Genomic DNA, 18,175 nt, shown 5'->3' with positions numbered 1-18,175 from the left:
GCTAGTCGGTCGCCAGCAGTGATCCCCCATAGCTCAATTGGCAGAGCATTCGACTGTTAATCGAAGGGTTTCTGGTTCGAGTCCAGATGGGGGAGCATCAAGAGCAGGTCAGGGGCAGTTGCCCCTGGCCTGCTCCTTCTTGTGGGGTCAGCCGGGTTGGAGCGTGCGGAAGTCACCGCGGTCGAACGCGATGTGGAACCTCCTGGAGGCGATCCGCCATCCTGCTGGCGTCCGTGTCCACAGGTCCGAGTATTCACCGAAGCACTCGTACGTGAGTCCGGACTGGTCTCCCGTCCCGATGTGCAGCACCCTCGCGTAGGTCAGACTCTGCGCCCGGTCCTCGTCTCCGTCGACGGTCAGGTGGACCCGGTGGTTGCCCAACAGGTGTTGGGACGGGCCACACCCGCCCAGGTGGTCCCGCACCATCTCGACGATCGCCTCCCGACCGGTCGCCCCGTATCCGGTCGCGGACTCGGTGAACAGCTCTCCCAACCCGGCCCAGTCACGGGTGTCCAAAGCGGTGGCGACATCGGCCAGCCGCTCGATGATCTGTTCCCTGTCACTCGTCATCCTCCCTTCGTAGCAGGGAACGCCGGGAGATCTCAGCTGTCGTCGCTAACCTTGCGCCCATGACCGACGCCGATGTCACCCTCTCGACCGGCCGCGTGCGAGGCACCGACCTCGGCGACGTCGTCCGGTTCTACGGGATCCCCTACGCCGAGGACCCGGTGGGCGACAGGCGCTTCGCCGCCCCGGTCCGCCGTGAGCCGTGGCAGGGGACCCGCGACGCGACCAGGCCCGCCGCGACGGCCCAGCGGCTCAGGTTCGATCCGGATCCGGCGATCCCCGAGCCGATCGTCGCGGGCAGCGACGTGCTGCACGTGGACGTGTGGGCGCCGGCGACGGGGGGCGACCACCCGGTGCTGGTGTGGATCCACGGCGGTGGGTGGGAATCGGGGTCGTCGCACCAACCGTGGTTCGACGGAGCTACGTTCGCCCGGCGGGGGATTGTCGTGGTCTCTGTGGGCTACCGGCTCGCGGTGGAGGGCTTCACCCCGTTCCCCGACGCGCCGGACAACCGCGGGCTGCTGGACTGGATCGCCGCCCTCGAGTGGGTGCGCGACGAGATCACGGCGTTCGGAGGCGACCCGGGCCGGGTGACCGTCGCGGGTCAGTCCGCCGGCGGGGGAGCGGTGCTGTGTCTGCTCGGCTCCCCTCCGGCGGCGGGGCTGTTCCACGGGGCGATCGCGGCGTCCCCTGCGGTCCTGCGGGCCCCGGCGACCCATCCGCCGAAGGAGGTCACCGCGGAGGGGCTCGCGGCCGGGGGACGCGGCGCCGTCGACGAGTTCCACCGGCGGCTGCGGCGCGAGAACCAGTTCACCCTCCCGTTCCGGCCGGTGGTCGGTGGCGAGACCGTCCCCGGCCCGCCGCTGGAGGCGGTCGCCGGGGGGATCAGCACACACGTACCGCTTCTCGTCGGCTCCACCGCGACGGAGTTCGAGGCCGTATCCGACAGGATCCCGGGTCCAGCCCTGGTGCCGGGGGCCGCGTTCATGGCGTTGTCCCAGCAGCTCCCCAGGCAGGGGCTCAGGGCGCTGGCCCGTCAGTCGAACGGTCGGTCGCTGCGGCGAAGCGTGGGCGCGGTGATCGACGCGGCCGCGATCCACTCGACGGTCGCCCGGGCCGCGGAGACGAGGGTCGCCGCCGGAGACCCGACGTGGGTGTACGACTTCTGCTGGACCGGCGGCAACGGCCCCAGGCACTGCGCCGACCTGCCCTTCTTCTGGGCGGTGCCGAACGGGGACAACGTGGAGCGCTATCTCGGCACCCCGGCGCCTGCCGAGTTGGTCGAGGCGATGCACGAATCGTGGGTCGACTTCGTCACCCGAGGTGACCCGGGATACCCCGCCTACGAGTCCTCCGGGCGGCAGGTCATGGCGTGGGACGACCCTGCTTCTCTGGTCGAGGACGGTCTCGCGGCCGTGCGCGCGGTCTGGTGGCCGGAGGCGCGCTGACGGGGCTTGCTAGGATTGCGCCGCGCGTGCCGGTGACGTTCCCGGCGCGCGCGGGGGGCTATAGCTCAGTTGGTTAGAGCCGCGGACTCATAATCCGCTGGTCGCGGGTTCGAGCCCCGCTGGCCCCACCATTAGATCCCCTGTTAGTCACCGATTTTCACTGGTGCTGGCAGAGGTCACGGGCGGTGAAACAGGCCCCGTGGTCACGCCGTGGTCACGGACGCTGCTGAGACCGTTCAGAGCGGCGTCAACCACCGACTGCGCGGCGGTATCCGCGAGGTGCCCGTAGATGTCGGCCGTGATCTGAATCGACGAGTGGCCCACGATCTTCGAGATGGCGGCAATGTCGACTCCCGATTCGAGCAACAAGGACACATACCCGTGCCGTAGGTCGTGCAGACGCACACGGCGCAGACCGGCCGCGTCCGTCAGATCGTGGAAGCGGGCCGATACCCCGGACGGCAGCAGCGGCGTCCCGTCGTCACGAGGGAACACGAGGTCGTGGTCGACCCAGATGTCGGCGTGATCGGTCCTCAGTTCGCCCTGTGCCAGCCTGTGCACCATCAGGGCACCCACGACCCCTTCAAGCAGCGGAACGCGCCTGTAGTGGCCGTTCTCGGTCTTCGGCTCACCGAACGCGACTGAACCGTGATGCTGCCCGCAGACGCTGCAAGCCGGCCCGGTCATGTTCTGGGTGTTCTCGGTGAGTTGCTGGCGCACGGTGAGGATGCGGGCGTTGAGGTCGATGTCGGCCCAGCGCAGCCCCAGCAGTTCGCCACGGCGAAGTCCTGTGGTGGCGTACATCTCGAACAGTGGCCCGTCGGCTTCTGTGTTGGCGTGGTTGAGGAATTTGGTCAGTTCATCGCGGGACCACGGCTTCACCCGGTGCCGAGCAACCTTCGGCAGCTCGACATCGGCTGCCGCATTGAACGTGACGTACCGCCGCATCTTCGCTGTCGACAAGGCCGACCGGAGCGTGGCGTGAACGCGGCGGGCGGTGGCTGGCCCCATCGGCTTTGGGGTCGCGTGCTGCCCTCGCGTGCGCTTGGCGGGTGCTGGGCGGGGCTTACGGATCTCGACGAGTAGCCATTCGACGTCGGCAGGGGAGAGGTCCACTAGTTTCTTTGAACCGAGCAGCGGCTTCAGGTAGCGGTCGATGTGTCCCCGGTATGAGGCAGCGGTGCCGGGGCGCAGGCCGTTGGCGATCTTCTGTTCCAGCCACGTGTCGAGCCATGCGCTCACTGTGAGGTTCCGGCCGGTGAGGTCGACGCGCTTCTCGGACACCTCACCGACCCGCTTTGCGAGCGCATCGTCTGCATCGGACTTCCTGTCGAACCCCCGTCGACGCTCCTGAACCCGCTTGCCCGTCACGGGATCGGTGCCGAGGTCCACCACGTACATCCACCGCGTGACCGATACGCCGGGCTTCTGTCCCCGCACGGTGTACTTGCGAACGCTGCCCTTCATCGTGTCCCTCCGGTGATTTTGCGTGCGACCTCGTCGACCACGTTCTTCACCAACGCGAGCTGTTTGTCGATGTTGTCCAGATCGGCGAGCGTCGCCCCGACGGGCGGTGCAATAGGGCGACGAACCGTCTTCAGGTGCACGTTCGCCCCCGACGCATTGACGTATCCGGAGTTGTTCACCGGCTGCATTAGGTCATCGACCTTCACTTGGAGCGCCGCCGCGAACAGCACCACGTCGTCGATGCGCCATGCGCGGCCCCCAGCGGTCTCTGCCCGCGTCACCATCGAGCGCGTCCAGTTGTAGCGGCTTAGGCCGGCGAGACGCCGCGCGAGTTCTGTCGACGACCACTCGCGGACGTCGGTGCGGACTCGGCGCACGTTCGCACTGACAACGTCCGACACGCCAATCTCTGTACTTTCCATGCCAAGACTGTAGCTCATCTGCGACATCCATGGATAGGGAACGTAGCAAGTTTGCGTAACGCAGGAGGTGCACTCTCGCCTCTCGAACATTGGTCAAGATGGGTGATTCTTGCAGCAACATGGACCAACGTGCGTGCCGAAAATTCCAGCTAAACCGCCGTTTGAGACTGCTCGGACCGGTTCGCACCCACCTGGAGCAACTAACATCTGTCCCGTAAGCAAATCCCGAGGATGGAGCGTGGCAGTGAGTGCCCCAGCAGATTCAAAGTGGACAGCAAGCGCAATCCGTGATCTAGGCGTTCGAACCAACATGCCGACTGCGTGCTCGATCTTGGGCATCTCGGCGTCGTCCGGCTACGGCCTCGCTGCGCGCGGTCAGTTCCCCGTCAACGTCCTGCGCGTCGGCAACCGAATGGTTGTCCCGGTCGCGGGCCTGCTCGACCTGTTTGGCATAGACCAGAAGGAACCTGCCGAGGTTGCCTGAGTCGTCGATCACCCCGACTCGTGATCACACCGTGACCACGTAGGCCCTGACCTGCACGGATCGAAGCGTGATCGGATTCATTATCCGGTGGTCAGCGACCCCTGAACACACCCCGAAATAGAGGAAACCCCCGCAGCCTGGCAGGGCTATTGCGGGGGTTCCAAAAGCAACTACGGCCACCTTACACGGCCAGACAGGTGCGAAACGTGCCCCCGAGAAACACCAACGTTGCAGACTTCAGCGCTTGGAAGCGCCGCCGAGACGCCGGCCTCCGACAGCCTCCGCTCGACTGTGGTCGCCGTGATCCTGATGCCCGTCCCGCGTTCGACCCCGCCCCCGAGTCGCACGTGCTCGACCCCGCCCCTGCCGATGCGCAGCACCTCGCCACGCTCCGTGCGCTCTGGTCCCGGGTGCCCCTCACAGCCGAAGAAAAGGCCGCCATCGCCCGTGTTGGCCTGATCCTCGACCACCTCACTACCAAGGCCGGAGAGGTGGCTGCGTGACCCTCGATGTATCCACCAGCGCCGACATATCCGGTCTATCCGGTTTCCAAGAGACCCCCCACGGGACCGGCTCCAGCTTCGTCCTCGACCAGCTCCGGGGCCACATCGCCCGATACGTGTGCACGGTGACAGAGGGGGACCTCGACCTCATCACCTTGTGGACCGCACACACGTACCTCGTGGTGGAGACGTACACCACGCCGCGACTGTTGATCGATTCACCGATGCCTGGGTCCGGCAAGACGACCGTGCTTGAACACATCAACGCGCTCGCATACAAGCCGATGATGGCGGCCTCCCTGTCGTCGCCGGCCATGCTCGCGCGCGCCCTGGAGCACGAGCCGCGCACGATCCTTGTGGACGAGGCTGACCGCAGTCTCGACCAGTCGAAGGACAACACTGGCGACCTTCTCGCCGTCATCAACTCCGGCTACAAGCGTGGTGGTCAGCGCCCGACCCTCGTGCCCTCGAAAGAGAGCGGGTGGGAGCTGAAAGAGCTTTCGACGTTCGGTCCCGTGGCGATGGCCGGCAACAGTCCGAACCTGCCCCCGGACACGATGCAGCGCTGCATCCGCGTCCTACTGTTCCCCGACCTCGACGAGACCGTGGACGAATCCGACTGGGAGCTGATCGAAGACGACACCCGCGCTCTCGCTGAGATGGTCGCAGCGTGGACCGACTCGATCCGTGAGCACGTCCGCTCGATCCGCCCTCCCCTGCCCGCAGGGATCAAGGGCCGCAACAGAGAGAAGTGGTCCCCCCTCGCACGGGTGGCGGACGCCGCAGGCGCTCACTGGCCGGCCGTTGTCCAACGCCTCGCCCTCGTGGACCTTGCGCAGCAGCAGGCCGACCGGGAGGACGGCATCACCATCGAGAAGCCCCATATCCGCTTGCTCCGGCACCTGGCCGAGGTGTGGCCCACCGATGGGGCAGGAGACCCCCGGGGGTTCGTTGCCACCGAGGAACTGACCACCCGCCTCGCGGGCGTGCACCCGGACGAGTGGGGGCATGGTTCCCCGTTCGGAAAGCCTCTCACCGCGCAGCGCATGGGCCGGATGCTCGCGGGCAACTTCCGGGTGATGACCAGCCGCCCCGACACCCGAGGCCCACGCGGATACGCCCTCGTGAACCTTCGCTCCATCTGGTCCCGCTTGCAGATCACCCCTCCCGGGGAAACCGGCGCAACCGGATAAGTCGGCTGAACCGGATCACTGAACCCTCGAAAGGATCTGCCCCGTGAGTCTCGATCTCCCCACCTCGCCGCCTGTCGCTGGCACCCCGGCAGCGCAGGCCCACCAGAAGCTCTCCGAGTTGCGGCACCTTGCCAACACGCACCCGCGTGAGATGGTCCTCGAAACGCAGCGTCTATCCGAGTCGTGGACACGCCGCCTCCTGGTCCTCGCACTGGTCACCGAACAGTGGCCGGCCGATGTGCTGAAGATGGTCACCGCCCCTCCCCAACCGGATCACGACGCAATCGAAGCCGAGAACGCCGCACTCCGTGCCGAGTTCGCAGAGCGTGAGCGCCGCGCCACCACCGAACCGGTACGGGACACCGAAGTCACCTTCACCGAGTCCGGGGAGGTCGCCGCGTGATCGGCTGGCGGTTGATGCAGCTCCACGCTGACGGGACTATCCGGTCGGACTGGTTGCCGCGTGAAGCCCTCGACGCGGCCGGTGTGTTCACCGCCCGGTGCGAGCACGGCCACGCCCCACCCGTCGCTGACTGTTCGTGCGGTGTCTACGTCACCGAAGATCCCACGCCCCTCCTGGAATGGATCAGCACCAACCCGCGCCGCTTGTACGAGTGGCTGGTGGTGTGCGAGGGCCACCTCGACGGCCCAGTCCTCGATGACCCCAGCATGCCGGTATGGCCCCCGACCAACGTCCGGTGTCTGCGCGGTTCCCGCTTCACCGTCACCCGCATACACGCGGACCCACGAGCCCACCACGCCGACCGAGCAGCACGCCGCTACGGGCTGCCACTCCAACCCCTCGACCTCCTGGAGACAGCATGACCACCGAACCCCGCCCCAAGGCGTCACGTGACGAGCTGACCGACCAGCTACTCGACCTTGTGCTCGAAGATCCGTCGTTGTTCGCGGTGATCGGCGAAGTGTTGCGGACGGCCGCGCCGTTGATCGCAGCTCGCCGCGCCCTCGACGCCCTCCCGGTGGTGGACGAGCCGTGACCTGGGACGTGACCGGGCACGACGGAAAAGACCCGCCCCTAGCCGAGCAGATCGCCCCGGCCGTGTCCGAGATGGCAGCAGAGGGGCACGGCCGGAACGCAATAGCCCGAGCACTCGCCGTGTCGCCCTCGACCGTCACGAACGCAGCCCGGATTGCAGGTGTCGAGTTTGACCCGGCCGCCACCGAGGTCGCCACCCGATCCCGAGCCGAGCAGATGGCCGAAGACCGGGCGCACCTCGCAGCAATGGCAGCCGAGATAGCCAAGCGTGCAGGCCGCCGGCTGTACATCGAACTAGGCGCGACCGTCCTTAATCCCGCCGCCGTGAGCGCGCTCCACAGAGCGTTCGGAACCGGTGTCGAGAAAGCGGTGTTGGCCGGCGCAACGGTCCCGGACGACCAAGCCGACGAGTTCCGAATGGCCCGCGTATGGCTCGACGGCTTGCACGCACAGATCCGCGCTACCGAGCTGGGGATCATCCCGCCCGACGAGAACGGCAACTTCCCGATCCATATGGGGCAACCGGGCGCACACCTCGACCATCACGACCTCGACCAGGAGAACGACCTATGACCGCCACCTCATCCCCTCCCGAGCCTGACGAACCGTCCGGCCCCGCCGAGAGGCACGCGCGCCGGTATGGCAAGCAGATGCCCCTCACTCCCGAGACCACCCCGACCGGGCCGAAGGCCTGGCACGAGCACCTGTTCCCGAACCGGAAGGCCAACTGATGACCACGAGCACCCCTAACACCGAGACCACCGACGACGAGACGTTCACCGAGCGCACCCTCTGGCGTGATGCCCTCGACGCCCTCCTGTCCCTCGTGGGCCGTGGGCAGGACGTGGACCCTGTCGAGCTGTCCGAGACCCGCGCCCGGGCAGAGGCAGAGGTGGAGGTCGAGACCGGCCGCAAGTCTCGCCACGAGCGCAAGCGGGAGCAGGCCGCACAGGATGCCGCCGCCGCCCGGGCCGACGATCTAGCAAAGGGGATCGACGCCGACTTCCGGGCCGCCTCCGAAGCCCGAATCGACGCAGCGTGGACCGCGTACCTCGAAGTGATCGAAGCCGAGGTGGAGACCGCCCGCGCCCACAATGCCGAGGTGTCCGCGCTGGCCCGCGTCTGCCGTGACGCTGGGGTGCCGACTGTCCGACCGATTGACGCCCGCACCGCCGAAGGTGACCACGTGGTGGTGGCAGATGGTGGACGGGCGTGGCCCACCTGGCGCGGGGTCAAGTATTCGCCGACGGCTATCGAGGGTGAGAAGTTGCCGCACGTGGCGGACAAGTCGAAGCGTCGGCAGAACCTCGACCAGCTCCGAGGCCGCGTCTACTGACCCCCTGATCCCGGCGGGCGGGGTGCCCGATTGCGGTGTGATGCCGTAGCCCTCCCGCCGAGCTGGTCGTGTCCGCGCCACGACCAGCACAACGAACCCCCGGCACCTGTTGGTGTCGGGGGTGTCGTCGTTTGCGAGTCAGGACAAGACGTTGGGGTCGTCCATCTTGAGTTCTCGCGCGAGCTGGACCCCGAACCGAAGCGCAGTGATCAGCTCCTCCACCTGGTCGACATCCACGGTCACGGCTTCGTTGCCCTGAGCGATGGAGATCTCGTGGCGGACGATGCGCGATCTCTGTTCGTTGGCTATGGCACCCCAGCCGACCAGAGTCGTCTCGCCGTCTCCGCGGATCACGTAGTTATTCATTTCCGAACCTCTCCGTAGTAGAAATCAAACCTCTCGTGGTGGATTCCTTCCGGGGTCCGGTGGCAGCCGGTGACACCACCTTAGAGCGACCACCGTCGCAGGTCAAGGGCTTCAATGATCTTGCAATAGGGGCGAGAATAGGCGACAGATTGCACTTTCTTTGAACTCCGATAAGCACGTTGTTGGGTGTTAGTGCGCGTTTCACAAACGAGTGTTTAAGGCACGGTGTGTCCGCCAGTCGCCGCCGCGGCGATTCCCCAGGGAGCCACCGGTTCAAAACCCATGTGCGAAATCAACGGTTCAATATTGCGTCTCGACACCGTTTGTGGAACGGTAGGGACATGACCAAGACCACCGCCCCCGTCCGGTTCGCCGAAGGCGACCCCGCCCGTGTCGGATATGCCCGTGTGTCTACCGCCGACCAGTCGCTCGACTCGCAGCTCGACGCCCTTCGGGACGCGGGGTGCGGCATCGTCTACACAGACCACGGTGTCAGCGGCACCACCACCACCCGCCCTGGTCTCGACGCCGCCCTTGCTCACCTCCGGGCCGGCGACGTGTTCACCGTTGTGCGCCTCGACAGGTTGGGGCGCACCACCAAGCACCTGATCGCCACCGTGGAGCAGTTCGAGGCCGATGGTGTGCAGTTCGCCAGCCTCACCGAGGGAATCGACACCACGACCCCGGCGGGCCGGATGATGTTCACCGTCTTGTGTGCGGTTGCGCAGATGGAGCGTGACCTGATCGCTGAACGCACGCGCGCTGGTCTCGACGCTGCCCGTGCCCGTGGCCGTAAGGGTGGCCGCAAGCCCGCGCTCACGCCTCGTCAGGTTGAGCAGGTGCGCCGTATGCGGCACGAGCAGGATGCCACCCTCGAAGAGATCGCGGACACGTTCAACGTCTCCCGGTCCACCATCATCCGCGTACTGAATGCCCCAGCCCCCACCAATGCCTGACCTCGCTCCAACAATTCCTGCAACCTAGACCCGCAACACCATGAGCAATCTGCACGCGAAAGCCTCCTGGGTTTATAGGGTTTTATGAGGTGGTATAGGGGTGGGTCGAACCCCTGCCCACACCCAACTGAGCCCCCGATAGCGGGCCGCCGAATCGGGCGAGCGTCCGTTCTCCCCGTTGCCTCAGCAGAATGGGCCGGCCACCTGTGCCGCGTTGGCAACGGGGTCGCGGCCGACGCTGTGCGCATCTGCATATGGAGCGGCGGCGCATGGGAATGGCGCGCCCTGTAAAGACCCGATTACGCCGCGAGGTGGCTGTCGCAGTAGGGGCGCAATCCACCGAGCGTTCCGTACGTGACCCCTGGCGGACAGAGCTTCGGCTCAACCGGCATAGCTGTCCCGACGGCTTCGGCGGTGCAACCCCCAGCCGTGCAGGCGGCCCCGGCGTAGGGCGGGCGGTGGATGGGCTTGGCGGCGAGTTCGTTTATGTCCATACGCTCCAGCATGGCCGATGCATATCCGCTGGTCAAGGTAGTATCACAGTCCAGTACTACGCTCGCTAGGCGACCATCACACCTGATCATGAACCGCTATGGCGCGGGTGGGCTGGTGGTTTCTCCGGCCTGGCCCTTGGGGGATTCGGGGAAGTCTTCGACTAGCCATTCCTGGTAGTAGCGGTCGAAGGTGTCGCCAGCGCAGCGGTAGGGGCTGTCGTCGCCGCCGTTGCCGAACGCCCGTACGTCGTCCGCCGTGAGGTTGCCTTCGGCTGCGTTCTCGACAGCCCAGCCGCGTTCGAGTGACCCGGGGGTGAGCAGTTCGATGGATTCGCACGCCTGGGTTTCTATGTCGGCGTCCCATGCCTGCTGCTGCTGGTCTAGCGATGGGCCGCTGGTGCATCCGGCGAGTAGAAGGAAAACAGAAACGGCGGCAACGGCCCTGATCATGAAGAGATGGTAGTGCTCGCGACAGTCGGAGAGGAACGGATTGGCCCTAGTCGCGTTGGTGGGTGCTCGTGTCGGTCGTGGCCGTTCTGAAGGTCTCGTTCTCCATCTCCGATATTCTCAGCGGATAGCGCTCGGTGATGGAACGCGCCAAGCGGCGCGAACTGAGCTTGTACCGAATCACTGCTACGACTTCCCGGGGCACCCCGTCGACACTATCGACCTCCCCGTCCTGATTCGGTAAGCCGTCGATGATCCAGTAGGTGTTTCGCCGCTCGACGCCTGGAGTCCACACAGGGAATACCTGCCTGTATCGCTTCCGCAAGAGGGGGATAACGCTGGATTGCCCGTCGTGGCTCTTTTCTGCCGTGGGCAGGTCCGGGTCGAATGTGACCTTGACTTGGTGTGCCGGGCTTCGCCCCACGTTAGCTATGACCAGGTCGAGTGGGCTCCTGGCTTTCCCGCCGTGTTCGAGCCTGGCAATCATGATCGGCCGGTATGACTCCCGAATGTTGAAGCGGTTAAGTTGCATTGAGCCAAGGGCGATCACGGCTGTTGTCGTCGCCACTGCAAGCCCTCCACGCTGGACGGTCCACCAGGACGGATCTGCTAGTTCGGCGATTCCCATGGGGGAAGCCTAGGCGCGAGGTCCGACACTGTCGGTGCGGCGATGCGGGCCCTGATTGCACAACTTGTTGCAGCGCGGCAAGTACACGTCGCGGCGGCGGGGTAGCAGGTTATCTCTGGTCACGCCGTGGTCACCAACCGAGTGTGACCGTTGTTCACCGGCAGAGCGTGTGGACAGTTCGGGGCGTGCTGACCTTTGCGAATGGAACCGTTGTGAACCCCAACAACCGGCTGGACAACCAGGAACGTTCTCATAATCCGCTGGTCGCGGGTTCGAGCCCCGCTGGCCCCACCCTGCGGACGAGGCCCGGATCCTTGCCGACGACGTCGTTGATCGGGGTTCGGACCTTGTTGCCGTTCGAGGCCCGGCCCAGGGTGTTGGCGTCGTCGCACCATTTGAGGCTGGCGTCGCCCGAGAGTCCTACGTGGCCGCGGTGCGGAGCCGGTCCAGCGCGAGTGCTTGACTGCCCGCGAAGAGAGCGATGTCGACCGCGACGGCCAGGATCACCAGCACCGCCAGAAAAGCCGCAGCGATGAAGGAGACCAGGCCGACAGCGAGGGTCGCTGCGATGTTAGCGACCATCACGACCCGCAACGCCAGGCGCAGATCGAGGCTCGCGCGCATCCACTCCACGAGACCCGCCCACACCACCACGGCAATCCCCGCTGCCAGGATCACCATGGGGGGTAGATCGACCGTGGTGGCGAGCGGGGCCGAGGCGACGGCGACGATGGTTCCGAGGACCAGGCAGTAGATCGCGTCCAGCCGGAGGCTGAGCTTGCCGAGCTGCTGTCCCTTCACGATCATCAGAGTAGATGCCGGGAGGGCGTCTGGCTACGCCGATCCGGGCGGGAACGGCGTACGGACATCACGACGAGGGTTCGAGCGTCGGCTTACTCATCTGAGCAGAACTTCGAGCCACGCTCGCGGAGATGGGCACCACGTGCCAGGTCCACGCGGCTCACGGTCGCTGCAGTCGGTGGGGACTTCTCAGTACGCCAGACCCATCCGCAGCGCGCCCACGGCCTCCGACAGTGCGGCCCGGGCGAGTGGGGTGGCGCCGACGGCGTTGACGAACGGGTGGACCAGGGTCGGATGCCGGCGCAGCGAGACCCTGACCCCGGCATCGGCCATCTTCCGGGCGTACGCCTCGCCCTCGTCCCGCAGCGGGTCGAAGCCACCCGTGGCGACGTGAGCCGGGGGCAGTCCGGAGAAGTCGTCGGCCAGCAGCGGGGAGGCCCGCGGGTCGAGACGGTCGTCGTCCGAGCGCAGGTACGTGTTCTCGTAGAACTCCATGTTCTCCGCCGTGAGGAAGAACCCCTCGCCGAACAGCTCGAACGAACGCGTTCGTGCGGACATGTTGGTCGCGGGGACGAACAGCAGTTGGAAGTCGGGGGTCTTCTCGCCCGCGTCGCGGGTCTGCTGACACACGACCGCGGCGAGGTTGCCGCCCGCGCTGTCCCCGCCGACGGCGATCCGCCCGGGGTCGACACCGAGAGAGTCGGCGTTGTCCCGCACGTACCGGAACGCCGCCAGTGCGTCGTCGACGGCGGTGGGGAAGAGGAACTCGGGGGCCAGCCGGTAGTCCACGCTGAGGACCTTGAGTCCACCTGCGCGGGCGATGTAGCGGCAGGTCGCGTCGTGGGAGTCGATGCTCCCGAGCACCCACCCTCCGCCGTGGAAGAAGACCAGCATCGGCAACGACTCATCGCCGTGGACGGGGGAGTACAGGCGGGCGGGCAGGTCGGCGCGGGCGGACTCGTCGCCAGGATGATCGGTACCGGCAAGCGGGAGGACGAGGTCCTTGACCACGGCCAGGTCGATCCGGTCGCCCGAGACGGTGAACGCCGAGCGCTCCACCGTCAGGCGGGCCTGCTCGAGTGTCATGTCCTCGTACTCACCCTCCGAGAGCAGGGACATCACGCGGATCCCGGCCTGGAAGTGGGGATCCAGCACCTGGCCGTCGATCCGACGCGGGGTGCCGGCGGCCAGCTGGATCACCTTTCCGGGCAGAGCGCCGGAGGCGGTCATCGCGGCCTTGGTGAGTCGGTCCTTGATCGTGGGGGCGTAGGCCCGGTGGCCGGACATGGGTGAGCGCATTGCCACATTGTGCCGAGGATCTGGTGGATGATCGGGGAGAATCGACGAAGGGACTGGTCATGCGTTCAGATTCCGACCCCGTGGTACATGTCGAGGACCTGGTCAAGACGTTCGGCGCGACGCGGGCGCTCGACGGTCTGGACCTGGACGTCCGCAGCGGAGAGGTGCACGGGTTCCTCGGCCCCAACGGCTCGGGCAAGTCCACCACCATCAGGATTCTGCTGGGGCTCATGCGGGCCGATTCGGGGCGGGTCACGCTGTTCGGGCGCGACCCGTGGCGGGACGCGGTGGAACTCCACTCCCGGTTGGCCTACGTGCCCGGGGAGGTGACGCTGTGGCCGCGACTGACCGGCGGCCAGTGCATCGACATCCTCGGACGCGCACTGGGGGGACTCGACCCGGCACGCCGTGACGAGCTGATCGAGCGATTCCGACTGGACCCCACCAAGCGCACCCGCGACTACTCCAAGGGCAACCGGCAGAAGGTCTCCCTCGTCGCGGCCCTGGCCTCCGGCGCCGAACTCCTCGTGCTGGACGAGCCCACCTCCGGACTCGACCCGCTCATGGAGCAGGTGTTCCAGGACTGCGTCCGGGAGGCCGTCGACGGCGGATCCACCGTGCTCCTGTCCAGCCACATCATGGGCGAGGTCGAGGCCCTGGCCGACCGGGTGAGCATCATCCGTGACGGCCGCACCGTCAGCTCCGGCACCCTCGGCGAATTACGACGCCACACCTCCACCGAGGTCCACGCCGTCACCGACACCGAGCCCCGCGCTCTCGGGTCCGTCGCCGGGCTCGACCGCCCGCGGATAGAACCGTCCGAACAGGGGCGGTACGACGTCCGCTGTCACGTGCCCACCGAGCGCCTCGGGGAGGTGACCGGGATCCTGCACGCCGCCGGGATCCACACCCTCACGGCCACTCCGCCCAGTCTGGACGACCTGTTCCGCAGCGCCTACTCCTCCGGCGGGCCCGGCGCCGGAGCCACCACCTCTGCCGCGGACACCGGGGACCCGCGGTGACCTCGGCCCTCGCCGGCACCGGCCTGCTGAGCCGGATCGCGCTGCGTACCGGGTGGCGGTCCGCCGCCACCTGGGTTCTCGCCCTGGTCGCGCTGTATCTGGTGACCGGTGCGTCGATCGCGGCGCTCTACGACACACCGGAGAAGATCGCCACGTACTCCGCGTCCGTCGGCGAGTCGATGATCATGCTCAACGGCCGTGTGGCCGGGCTCGACACCCTGGGCGGGGTCATGATGAACGAGTTCGCGTTCATCGCCTCCTTCGCCATCCCGATCATGGCCGTCGCGCTGACCGCCCGGTCCACCCGCCGGGAGGAGGAGACCGGCAGGACGGAACTCCTGCTCTCCGCCGGGACGGGTCGGCTCGCCCCGGTCACGGCGGCCCTCGTCGTCGTCGCGATGATCTTTGTCCTGCTCGGCCTGGGGATCTGGGCGGCGGCTCTTCTCATCTCGGTCGACCCGATCGGCGGGGCGTTCTACGCGGCCTCGCTCGTCGCCACCGGCTGGGTGTACGCCGCCGCCACGGCGGTCCTCGCGCAGGTGGTGGCCCACAACCGCACCCTGTGGGCGGCTGGCCTGGCACTGGCCGGACTCACGCTGGTCACCCGCGGCATCGGCGACACCAACGAGAACTGGGTCAGCTGGACCTCGCCCCTGGGCTGGCACGGCCTGGTTCGTCCGTTCGGCGACACCTCCGCCCTCCCGCTGGTGGTGGCCGTCGTGGCCGCGGGGTCGCTGGCCGCGGCCGCACTGTGGCTCTCCGGCCGCCGGGACGTGGGGGCGGGGATGGTTCCGGCCCGCACCGGACCGGCGACCGCGTCGAGATGGCGGGCATCCGAGCTCGGCGGGGCAGTACATCAGCACCTCGGCGCTCTCGTCGGATGGACGATCGGCGTCGTGGCGCTCATGACCATGTACGGCGCACTGATGAACGTCGTGGTGGAGGCCATCTCGTCCAATCCCGCCCTCGCGGACTTCCTGGTCGAGTCCCCGGCACTCGTCGATTCGCTCGTGCAGATGCTCGTGGTGTTCGTGGGGATCCTCGGCGCGGGATTCGCCCTCCAGTCCCTCGGCGGACTCCGGGGGGAGGAGACCTCCGGGCGACTCGAACTGGAGCTCGCGGCGGGGCGGTCGAGGTGGTCGTGGCTGGCCCTGCACGCCGCGGTCGTGGCCGTGGGGGTGGTGGTGGTCGTGGTGGCCGGCTCCGCGGCGTTCGCGCTGTCCACCTCCGTCGCGCTGGACGACCCGGACTCGATGGGGCGGATCGTCGCGGCGGGGACCTGGCAGGTGCCCGCGGTCCTCGTGTTCGTCGGGCTGTCGGTGGCCCTGTTCGGCGGCGTGCCCCGGATGCAGACCCTGGCGTGGGCGCTGTTCGCCGTCGCCGCGAGCGTCACGTTCATGGGGCCCACCCTGCAGCTCACCGAGGCCCAGATGCGGTTGTCCCCGTTCGGTGCGGTGGGCAGCGCCCCGGTCGGACCCGTGGACACCACGGGCGTAGTGGTACTGCTGGTGGTGACGGTGGTCCTGCTGGGCGCCGGGCTGGTCGGCTTCCGGCGGCGCGACGTACCCCGGACGTGACGCGGACCCGACCGCGGACCTGACGCCGCGTCGACCTGACACACTGACCTCACAGCCTGAGACGCCCCCGCCGGAGACGGCCGGACCCCACACCACCCGGGAGGAACCCATGTCGGACGAGTTCGATCGAGACAGGCTCGAGGCCGCCCTGGCGGTGGTCGACGACTGGCCGGTGGACCACGTCTCGGCAGCGGTCATCGGGCCGGAGGGTGCGGTGGCCGTGCGGGGCGATGACTCCCGCGTCTACCGGCTCGCCTCGGTGACCAAGCCGATCGTTGCCGTGGCGGCGCTCCTCGCTGTCGAGGAGGAGGCCATCTCCCTCGACGACGCGGCCGGGCCCGAGGGGTCGACGGTCCGGCACCTGCTCGCGCACGCGTCCGGGCTCGACTTCAGTGATCGCGAGAAGGTGCGGGCGGCACCGGGGGAGCGTCGCATCTACTCGTCCGCCGGCTTCGAGGTACTCGCCGACCACATCGCGGACGCCACGGCGATCGACTTTCCCGACTACCTCGCCGAGGCGGTGTACCGGCCGCTCGGGATGGGCTCGACCACCCTTGAGGGTTCGGCCGGGCACGGCGCCTCCGCCAGTCTCGCCGACCTGGTCGCCTTCGCCGGCGAGCTCGTGTCCCCGCGGCTCCTCGCCTCCGAGACACTGGAGGAGGCGGTGACCGAGCAGTTCCGCGGACTGGACGGCATCGTGCCCGGGTACGGCATGCACAAGCCCTGCCCGTGGGGTCTGGGGTTCGAGCTGCGTGAGGCCAAGTACCCGCACTGGACCGGCCAGCACAACTCTCCGGCGACCTTCGGCCACTTCGGGCAGTCCGGCACCCTCCTGTGGGTCGAGCCGGAGATCGAGACGGCCCTGGTCGTACTCACCGACCGGGACTTCGGGGACTGGGCCAAGAAGGTGTGGCCGGAGCTGTCGGACCGGGTGGTGGACGCCGCCACCCATCGAAGTCGGCCGGAGGACTCCCTCGGGGGTTAGGGCTCCCCGGCACGCGGGGTCGCCGGTACCCCGCGACACCCTCGGGCCGTCATGCCCGTGCGCTTCCTTACCTCTACGCGGCCTCTCCCGTACGCGGTCTTTCTCGTACGCGGACGCGCCCGTGCACGGTTGCACCGGGACGCCCTGACGCGTCCTCGCCGACACGCCGCCGGGGACTCACATCGGCGGGATTACGGTGCTGTAGTTTTGCTGAGAATGCAGAAGTGTCGCTGGTGTAATTCGTTCACTTGAGGCACAGTGGTGTTCAAGAACAACATAGGAATCATCGTTCACACGATTTCGCGAGGTCGTTGGGGAAGACGTCCCTCAGTGAGTCGGGAGTGAAGCGATGTCTGATCTGAACCATTTCGCGGATACGACGACCGGCGTGGTGTTCATCCACGCCGCGCCTACCGCGTTGTGTCCTCACGTCGAGTGGGCTCTGGCGAGCACACTCGACGCGACCTCTGCCATGCGCTGGGAGGACCAGCCGGCCCAGCCGGGCGCCCGAAAGGCGATCGTCGACTGGATCGGCCCGGTCGGTACCGGTGCACGCCTGGCCGATTCTCTGGCCAAGTGGTCCATGTTGGCCTTCGAGGTCACCGAGGACCCGAGCGACCTCGTCGACGGCGAACGCTTCTCGCACACCCCGGAACTGGGCATGTGGCGCGGCCAGACCGGCGCGAGCGGCGATGTGGTGATCGCGGAGAACAGGCTCCGGCACCTCATGGCGGCCGGCCCCGCCGCGTTCCACACGGCGGTCGAAGCGGAGCTCGGTACCGCCTGGGACCGCGCCCTGGAGCCGCTCCGTGGTCACCCGGCGGCTGCCGAGGTCACCTGGCTCTCGCGCGTCGGCTGACCGCTCGGCTCCGGCTCCCGGCTCCACACGTCAACGCCCGCACCCCGTCGCAGGGGCGCGGGCGTTGTCGTGTGCCGGTGCCCGGGTGCCGAGGGGCCGGGGCGGGGACGTGAATGTCCTCTCCGCGCCACAGCCCAGCGGCATCCGCTCGTGCGCCTGACAGACGCCTTCGGGGATGCACTCCCGCCCGCACCGCTCGGTAGCTGTCAACCTGTTTGAGGCAGTTGCTAGTTTGCGGGTTGGTGCTCGTTGGGCTTGTTGATCCAGGATTTGTCGTGCACGGATTGGGCGCGTGGGCGTCGGTGGTAGCGGTGCGGGTTCTTG

At 67.5% G+C, this 18,175-nt stretch carries 22 protein-coding genes and 2 tRNA genes; 16 read left to right on the top strand and 8 right to left on the bottom strand.

The window, feature by feature from the left end:
* Window positions 1-22: 22 nt before the first annotated feature.
* Window positions 23-95, top strand: a tRNA-Asn gene (locus NJE57_RS16990).
* Window positions 96-147: 52 nt separating this feature from the next.
* On the opposite strand, the gene NJE57_RS16985 is transcribed toward NJE57_RS16990, so the two are convergent.
* A complete protein-coding gene (locus NJE57_RS16985) occupies window positions 148-570 on the bottom strand; it encodes a nuclear transport factor 2 family protein (RefSeq protein WP_319029710.1) in 423 nt (140 codons plus the stop codon).
* 59 nt (window positions 571-629) lie between these two features.
* Between NJE57_RS16985 and NJE57_RS16980 the strand changes: the two genes are divergently transcribed.
* Both NJE57_RS16980 and NJE57_RS16975 read left to right on the top strand, forming a co-directional pair.
* Window positions 630-2,015, top strand: coding sequence for a carboxylesterase/lipase family protein (locus tag NJE57_RS16980; RefSeq protein WP_319029709.1), 1,386 nt, complete (start codon window positions 630-632; stop codon window positions 2,013-2,015).
* 54 nt (window positions 2,016-2,069) lie between these two features.
* Window positions 2,070-2,146: transfer RNA gene (locus NJE57_RS16975), tRNA-Ile, on the top strand.
* A 16-nt stretch (window positions 2,147-2,162) separates the two neighbouring features.
* On the opposite strand, the gene NJE57_RS16970 is transcribed toward NJE57_RS16975, so the two are convergent.
* Together NJE57_RS16970 and NJE57_RS16965 are read right to left on the bottom strand one after the other, a co-directional pair.
* Entirely contained in the window at window positions 2,163-3,482 is a 1,320-nt protein-coding gene (locus NJE57_RS16970) for a tyrosine-type recombinase/integrase (protein ID WP_319029708.1), read from the bottom strand.
* Entirely contained in the window at window positions 3,479-3,904 is a 426-nt protein-coding gene (locus NJE57_RS16965; protein WP_319029707.1) for a hypothetical protein, read from the bottom strand. The genes NJE57_RS16970 and NJE57_RS16965 overlap by 4 nt, the downstream gene beginning before the upstream one ends.
* Before the next feature lie 310 nt (window positions 3,905-4,214).
* Between NJE57_RS16965 and NJE57_RS16960 the strand changes: the two genes are divergently transcribed.
* The 8 genes from NJE57_RS16960 to NJE57_RS16925 all read left to right on the top strand — a co-directional run bounded on the left by NJE57_RS16960 (window position 4,215) and on the right by NJE57_RS16925 (window position 8,417).
* Window positions 4,215-4,388, top strand: coding sequence for a hypothetical protein (locus NJE57_RS16960; RefSeq protein WP_319029706.1), 174 nt, complete (start codon window positions 4,215-4,217; stop codon window positions 4,386-4,388).
* 499 nt (window positions 4,389-4,887) lie between these two features.
* Window positions 4,888-6,084, top strand: coding sequence for a DUF3631 domain-containing protein (locus tag NJE57_RS16955; RefSeq protein WP_319029705.1), 1,197 nt, complete (start codon window positions 4,888-4,890; stop codon window positions 6,082-6,084).
* Between the two features lie 43 nt (window positions 6,085-6,127).
* Window positions 6,128-6,487, top strand: coding sequence for a hypothetical protein (locus NJE57_RS16950; protein WP_319029704.1), 360 nt, complete (start codon window positions 6,128-6,130; stop codon window positions 6,485-6,487).
* On the top strand, window positions 6,484-6,909 hold the full coding sequence (locus NJE57_RS16945; protein ID WP_319029703.1) for a hypothetical protein: 426 nt from the start codon (window positions 6,484-6,486) through the stop codon (window positions 6,907-6,909). The genes NJE57_RS16950 and NJE57_RS16945 overlap by 4 nt, the downstream gene beginning before the upstream one ends.
* Entirely contained in the window at window positions 6,906-7,082 is a 177-nt protein-coding gene (locus NJE57_RS16940) for a hypothetical protein (RefSeq protein WP_319029702.1), read from the top strand. The genes NJE57_RS16945 and NJE57_RS16940 overlap by 4 nt, the downstream gene beginning before the upstream one ends.
* Window positions 7,079-7,654 (top strand): hypothetical protein, encoded by a 576-nt coding sequence (locus NJE57_RS16935; RefSeq protein WP_319029701.1) that lies wholly within the window; start codon window positions 7,079-7,081, stop codon window positions 7,652-7,654. The genes NJE57_RS16940 and NJE57_RS16935 overlap by 4 nt, the downstream gene beginning before the upstream one ends.
* Window positions 7,651-7,812, top strand: a complete 162-nt coding sequence (locus tag NJE57_RS16930; protein WP_319029700.1) for a hypothetical protein — start codon at window positions 7,651-7,653, stop codon at window positions 7,810-7,812. Before NJE57_RS16935 ends, NJE57_RS16930 begins: the two co-directional genes overlap by 4 nt.
* Window positions 7,812-8,417 (top strand): hypothetical protein, encoded by a 606-nt coding sequence (locus NJE57_RS16925; protein WP_319029699.1) that lies wholly within the window; start codon window positions 7,812-7,814, stop codon window positions 8,415-8,417. The genes NJE57_RS16930 and NJE57_RS16925 overlap by 1 nt, the downstream gene beginning before the upstream one ends.
* Window positions 8,418-8,555: 138 nt before the next feature.
* On the opposite strand, the gene NJE57_RS16920 is transcribed toward NJE57_RS16925, so the two are convergent.
* The gene (locus NJE57_RS16920) at window positions 8,556-8,783 is read right to left on the bottom strand and encodes a hypothetical protein (RefSeq protein WP_319029698.1); all 228 of its coding nucleotides are present in this window, start codon (window positions 8,781-8,783) and stop codon (window positions 8,556-8,558) included.
* Window positions 8,784-9,124: 341 nt separating this feature from the next.
* Here NJE57_RS16920 and NJE57_RS16915 point away from each other — a divergent pair, with 341 nt between their 5' ends.
* A complete protein-coding gene (locus tag NJE57_RS16915) occupies window positions 9,125-9,739 on the top strand; it encodes a recombinase family protein (RefSeq protein WP_319029697.1) in 615 nt (204 codons plus the stop codon).
* A gap of 590 nt (window positions 9,740-10,329) precedes the next feature.
* Here the strand turns inward: NJE57_RS16915 and NJE57_RS16910 are convergent.
* The 4 genes from NJE57_RS16910 to NJE57_RS16895 form a co-directional block, all read right to left on the bottom strand.
* The gene (locus tag NJE57_RS16910) at window positions 10,330-10,683 is read right to left on the bottom strand and encodes a hypothetical protein (protein ID WP_319029696.1); all 354 of its coding nucleotides are present in this window, start codon (window positions 10,681-10,683) and stop codon (window positions 10,330-10,332) included.
* Between the two features lie 46 nt (window positions 10,684-10,729).
* Window positions 10,730-11,308 carry a hypothetical protein gene (locus NJE57_RS16905; RefSeq protein WP_319029695.1) on the bottom strand — a complete coding sequence of 193 codons (579 nt, stop codon included), beginning with the start codon at window positions 11,306-11,308 and terminating at the stop codon, window positions 10,730-10,732.
* A gap of 420 nt (window positions 11,309-11,728) precedes the next feature.
* Entirely contained in the window at window positions 11,729-12,109 is a 381-nt protein-coding gene (locus NJE57_RS16900; protein ID WP_319029694.1) for a hypothetical protein, read from the bottom strand.
* Window positions 12,110-12,298: 189 nt separating this feature from the next.
* The gene (locus NJE57_RS16895) at window positions 12,299-13,408 is read right to left on the bottom strand and encodes an alpha/beta hydrolase (RefSeq protein WP_319029693.1); all 1,110 of its coding nucleotides are present in this window, start codon (window positions 13,406-13,408) and stop codon (window positions 12,299-12,301) included.
* Window positions 13,409-13,467: 59 nt separating this feature from the next.
* On the opposite strand from NJE57_RS16895, the gene NJE57_RS16890 reads away from it, so the two are divergent.
* From NJE57_RS16890 to NJE57_RS16875, 4 genes are all read left to right on the top strand, one after another.
* On the top strand, window positions 13,468-14,430 hold the full coding sequence (locus NJE57_RS16890) for an ABC transporter ATP-binding protein (RefSeq protein WP_319029692.1): 963 nt from the start codon (window positions 13,468-13,470) through the stop codon (window positions 14,428-14,430).
* Entirely contained in the window at window positions 14,427-16,007 is a 1,581-nt protein-coding gene (locus NJE57_RS16885; RefSeq protein WP_319029691.1) for a hypothetical protein, read from the top strand. The genes NJE57_RS16890 and NJE57_RS16885 overlap by 4 nt, the downstream gene beginning before the upstream one ends.
* Window positions 16,008-16,116: 109 nt before the next feature.
* Window positions 16,117-16,992, top strand: a complete 876-nt coding sequence (locus tag NJE57_RS16880) for a serine hydrolase domain-containing protein (RefSeq protein ID WP_319029690.1) — start codon at window positions 16,117-16,119, stop codon at window positions 16,990-16,992.
* Between the two features lie 349 nt (window positions 16,993-17,341).
* Window positions 17,342-17,851, top strand: coding sequence for a DUF3145 domain-containing protein (locus NJE57_RS16875; protein WP_319029689.1), 510 nt, complete (start codon window positions 17,342-17,344; stop codon window positions 17,849-17,851).
* The last annotated feature ends 324 nt before the right edge of the window (window positions 17,852-18,175 follow it).

The sequence above is a fragment of the Dietzia sp. PP-33 genome, from assembly GCF_033790845.1.
Taxonomy (GTDB): Bacteria; Actinomycetota; Actinomycetes; order Mycobacteriales; family Mycobacteriaceae; genus Dietzia.
The sequence above is the reverse complement of the archived record's forward strand: the minus strand, read 5'-3'. Positions and strand labels throughout refer to the sequence as shown.

Excerpts from the sequence above, each read along its gene's own strand:
- NJE57_RS16970 (WP_319029708.1), bottom strand. The coding sequence starts at position 3,482 with ATGAAGGGCAGCGTTCGCAAGTACACCGTGCGGGGACAGAAGCCCGGC.
- NJE57_RS16895 (WP_319029693.1), bottom strand. The coding sequence starts at position 13,408 with ATGCGCTCACCCATGTCCGGCCACCGGGCCTACGCCCCCACGATCAAG.
- NJE57_RS16905 (WP_319029695.1), bottom strand. The coding sequence starts at position 11,308 with ATGGGAATCGCCGAACTAGCAGATCCGTCCTGGTGGACCGTCCAGCGT.
- NJE57_RS16960 (WP_319029706.1), top strand. The coding sequence starts at position 4,215 with ATGCCGACTGCGTGCTCGATCTTGGGCATCTCGGCGTCGTCCGGCTAC.
- NJE57_RS16875 (WP_319029689.1), top strand. The coding sequence starts at position 17,342 with ATGTCTGATCTGAACCATTTCGCGGATACGACGACCGGCGTGGTGTTC.
- NJE57_RS16965 (WP_319029707.1), bottom strand. The coding sequence starts at position 3,904 with ATGGAAAGTACAGAGATTGGCGTGTCGGACGTTGTCAGTGCGAACGTG.
- NJE57_RS16910 (WP_319029696.1), bottom strand. The coding sequence starts at position 10,683 with ATGATCAGGGCCGTTGCCGCCGTTTCTGTTTTCCTTCTACTCGCCGGA.
- NJE57_RS16880 (WP_319029690.1), top strand. The coding sequence starts at position 16,117 with ATGTCGGACGAGTTCGATCGAGACAGGCTCGAGGCCGCCCTGGCGGTG.
- NJE57_RS16940 (WP_319029702.1), top strand. The coding sequence starts at position 6,906 with ATGACCACCGAACCCCGCCCCAAGGCGTCACGTGACGAGCTGACCGAC.
- NJE57_RS16920 (WP_319029698.1), bottom strand. The coding sequence starts at position 8,783 with ATGAATAACTACGTGATCCGCGGAGACGGCGAGACGACTCTGGTCGGC.
- NJE57_RS16925 (WP_319029699.1), top strand. The coding sequence starts at position 7,812 with ATGACCACGAGCACCCCTAACACCGAGACCACCGACGACGAGACGTTC.
- NJE57_RS16985 (WP_319029710.1), bottom strand. The coding sequence starts at position 570 with ATGACGAGTGACAGGGAACAGATCATCGAGCGGCTGGCCGATGTCGCC.
- NJE57_RS16930 (WP_319029700.1), top strand. The coding sequence starts at position 7,651 with ATGACCGCCACCTCATCCCCTCCCGAGCCTGACGAACCGTCCGGCCCC.
- NJE57_RS16915 (WP_319029697.1), top strand. The coding sequence starts at position 9,125 with ATGACCAAGACCACCGCCCCCGTCCGGTTCGCCGAAGGCGACCCCGCC.
- NJE57_RS16890 (WP_319029692.1), top strand. The coding sequence starts at position 13,468 with ATGCGTTCAGATTCCGACCCCGTGGTACATGTCGAGGACCTGGTCAAG.
- NJE57_RS16980 (WP_319029709.1), top strand. The coding sequence starts at position 630 with ATGACCGACGCCGATGTCACCCTCTCGACCGGCCGCGTGCGAGGCACC.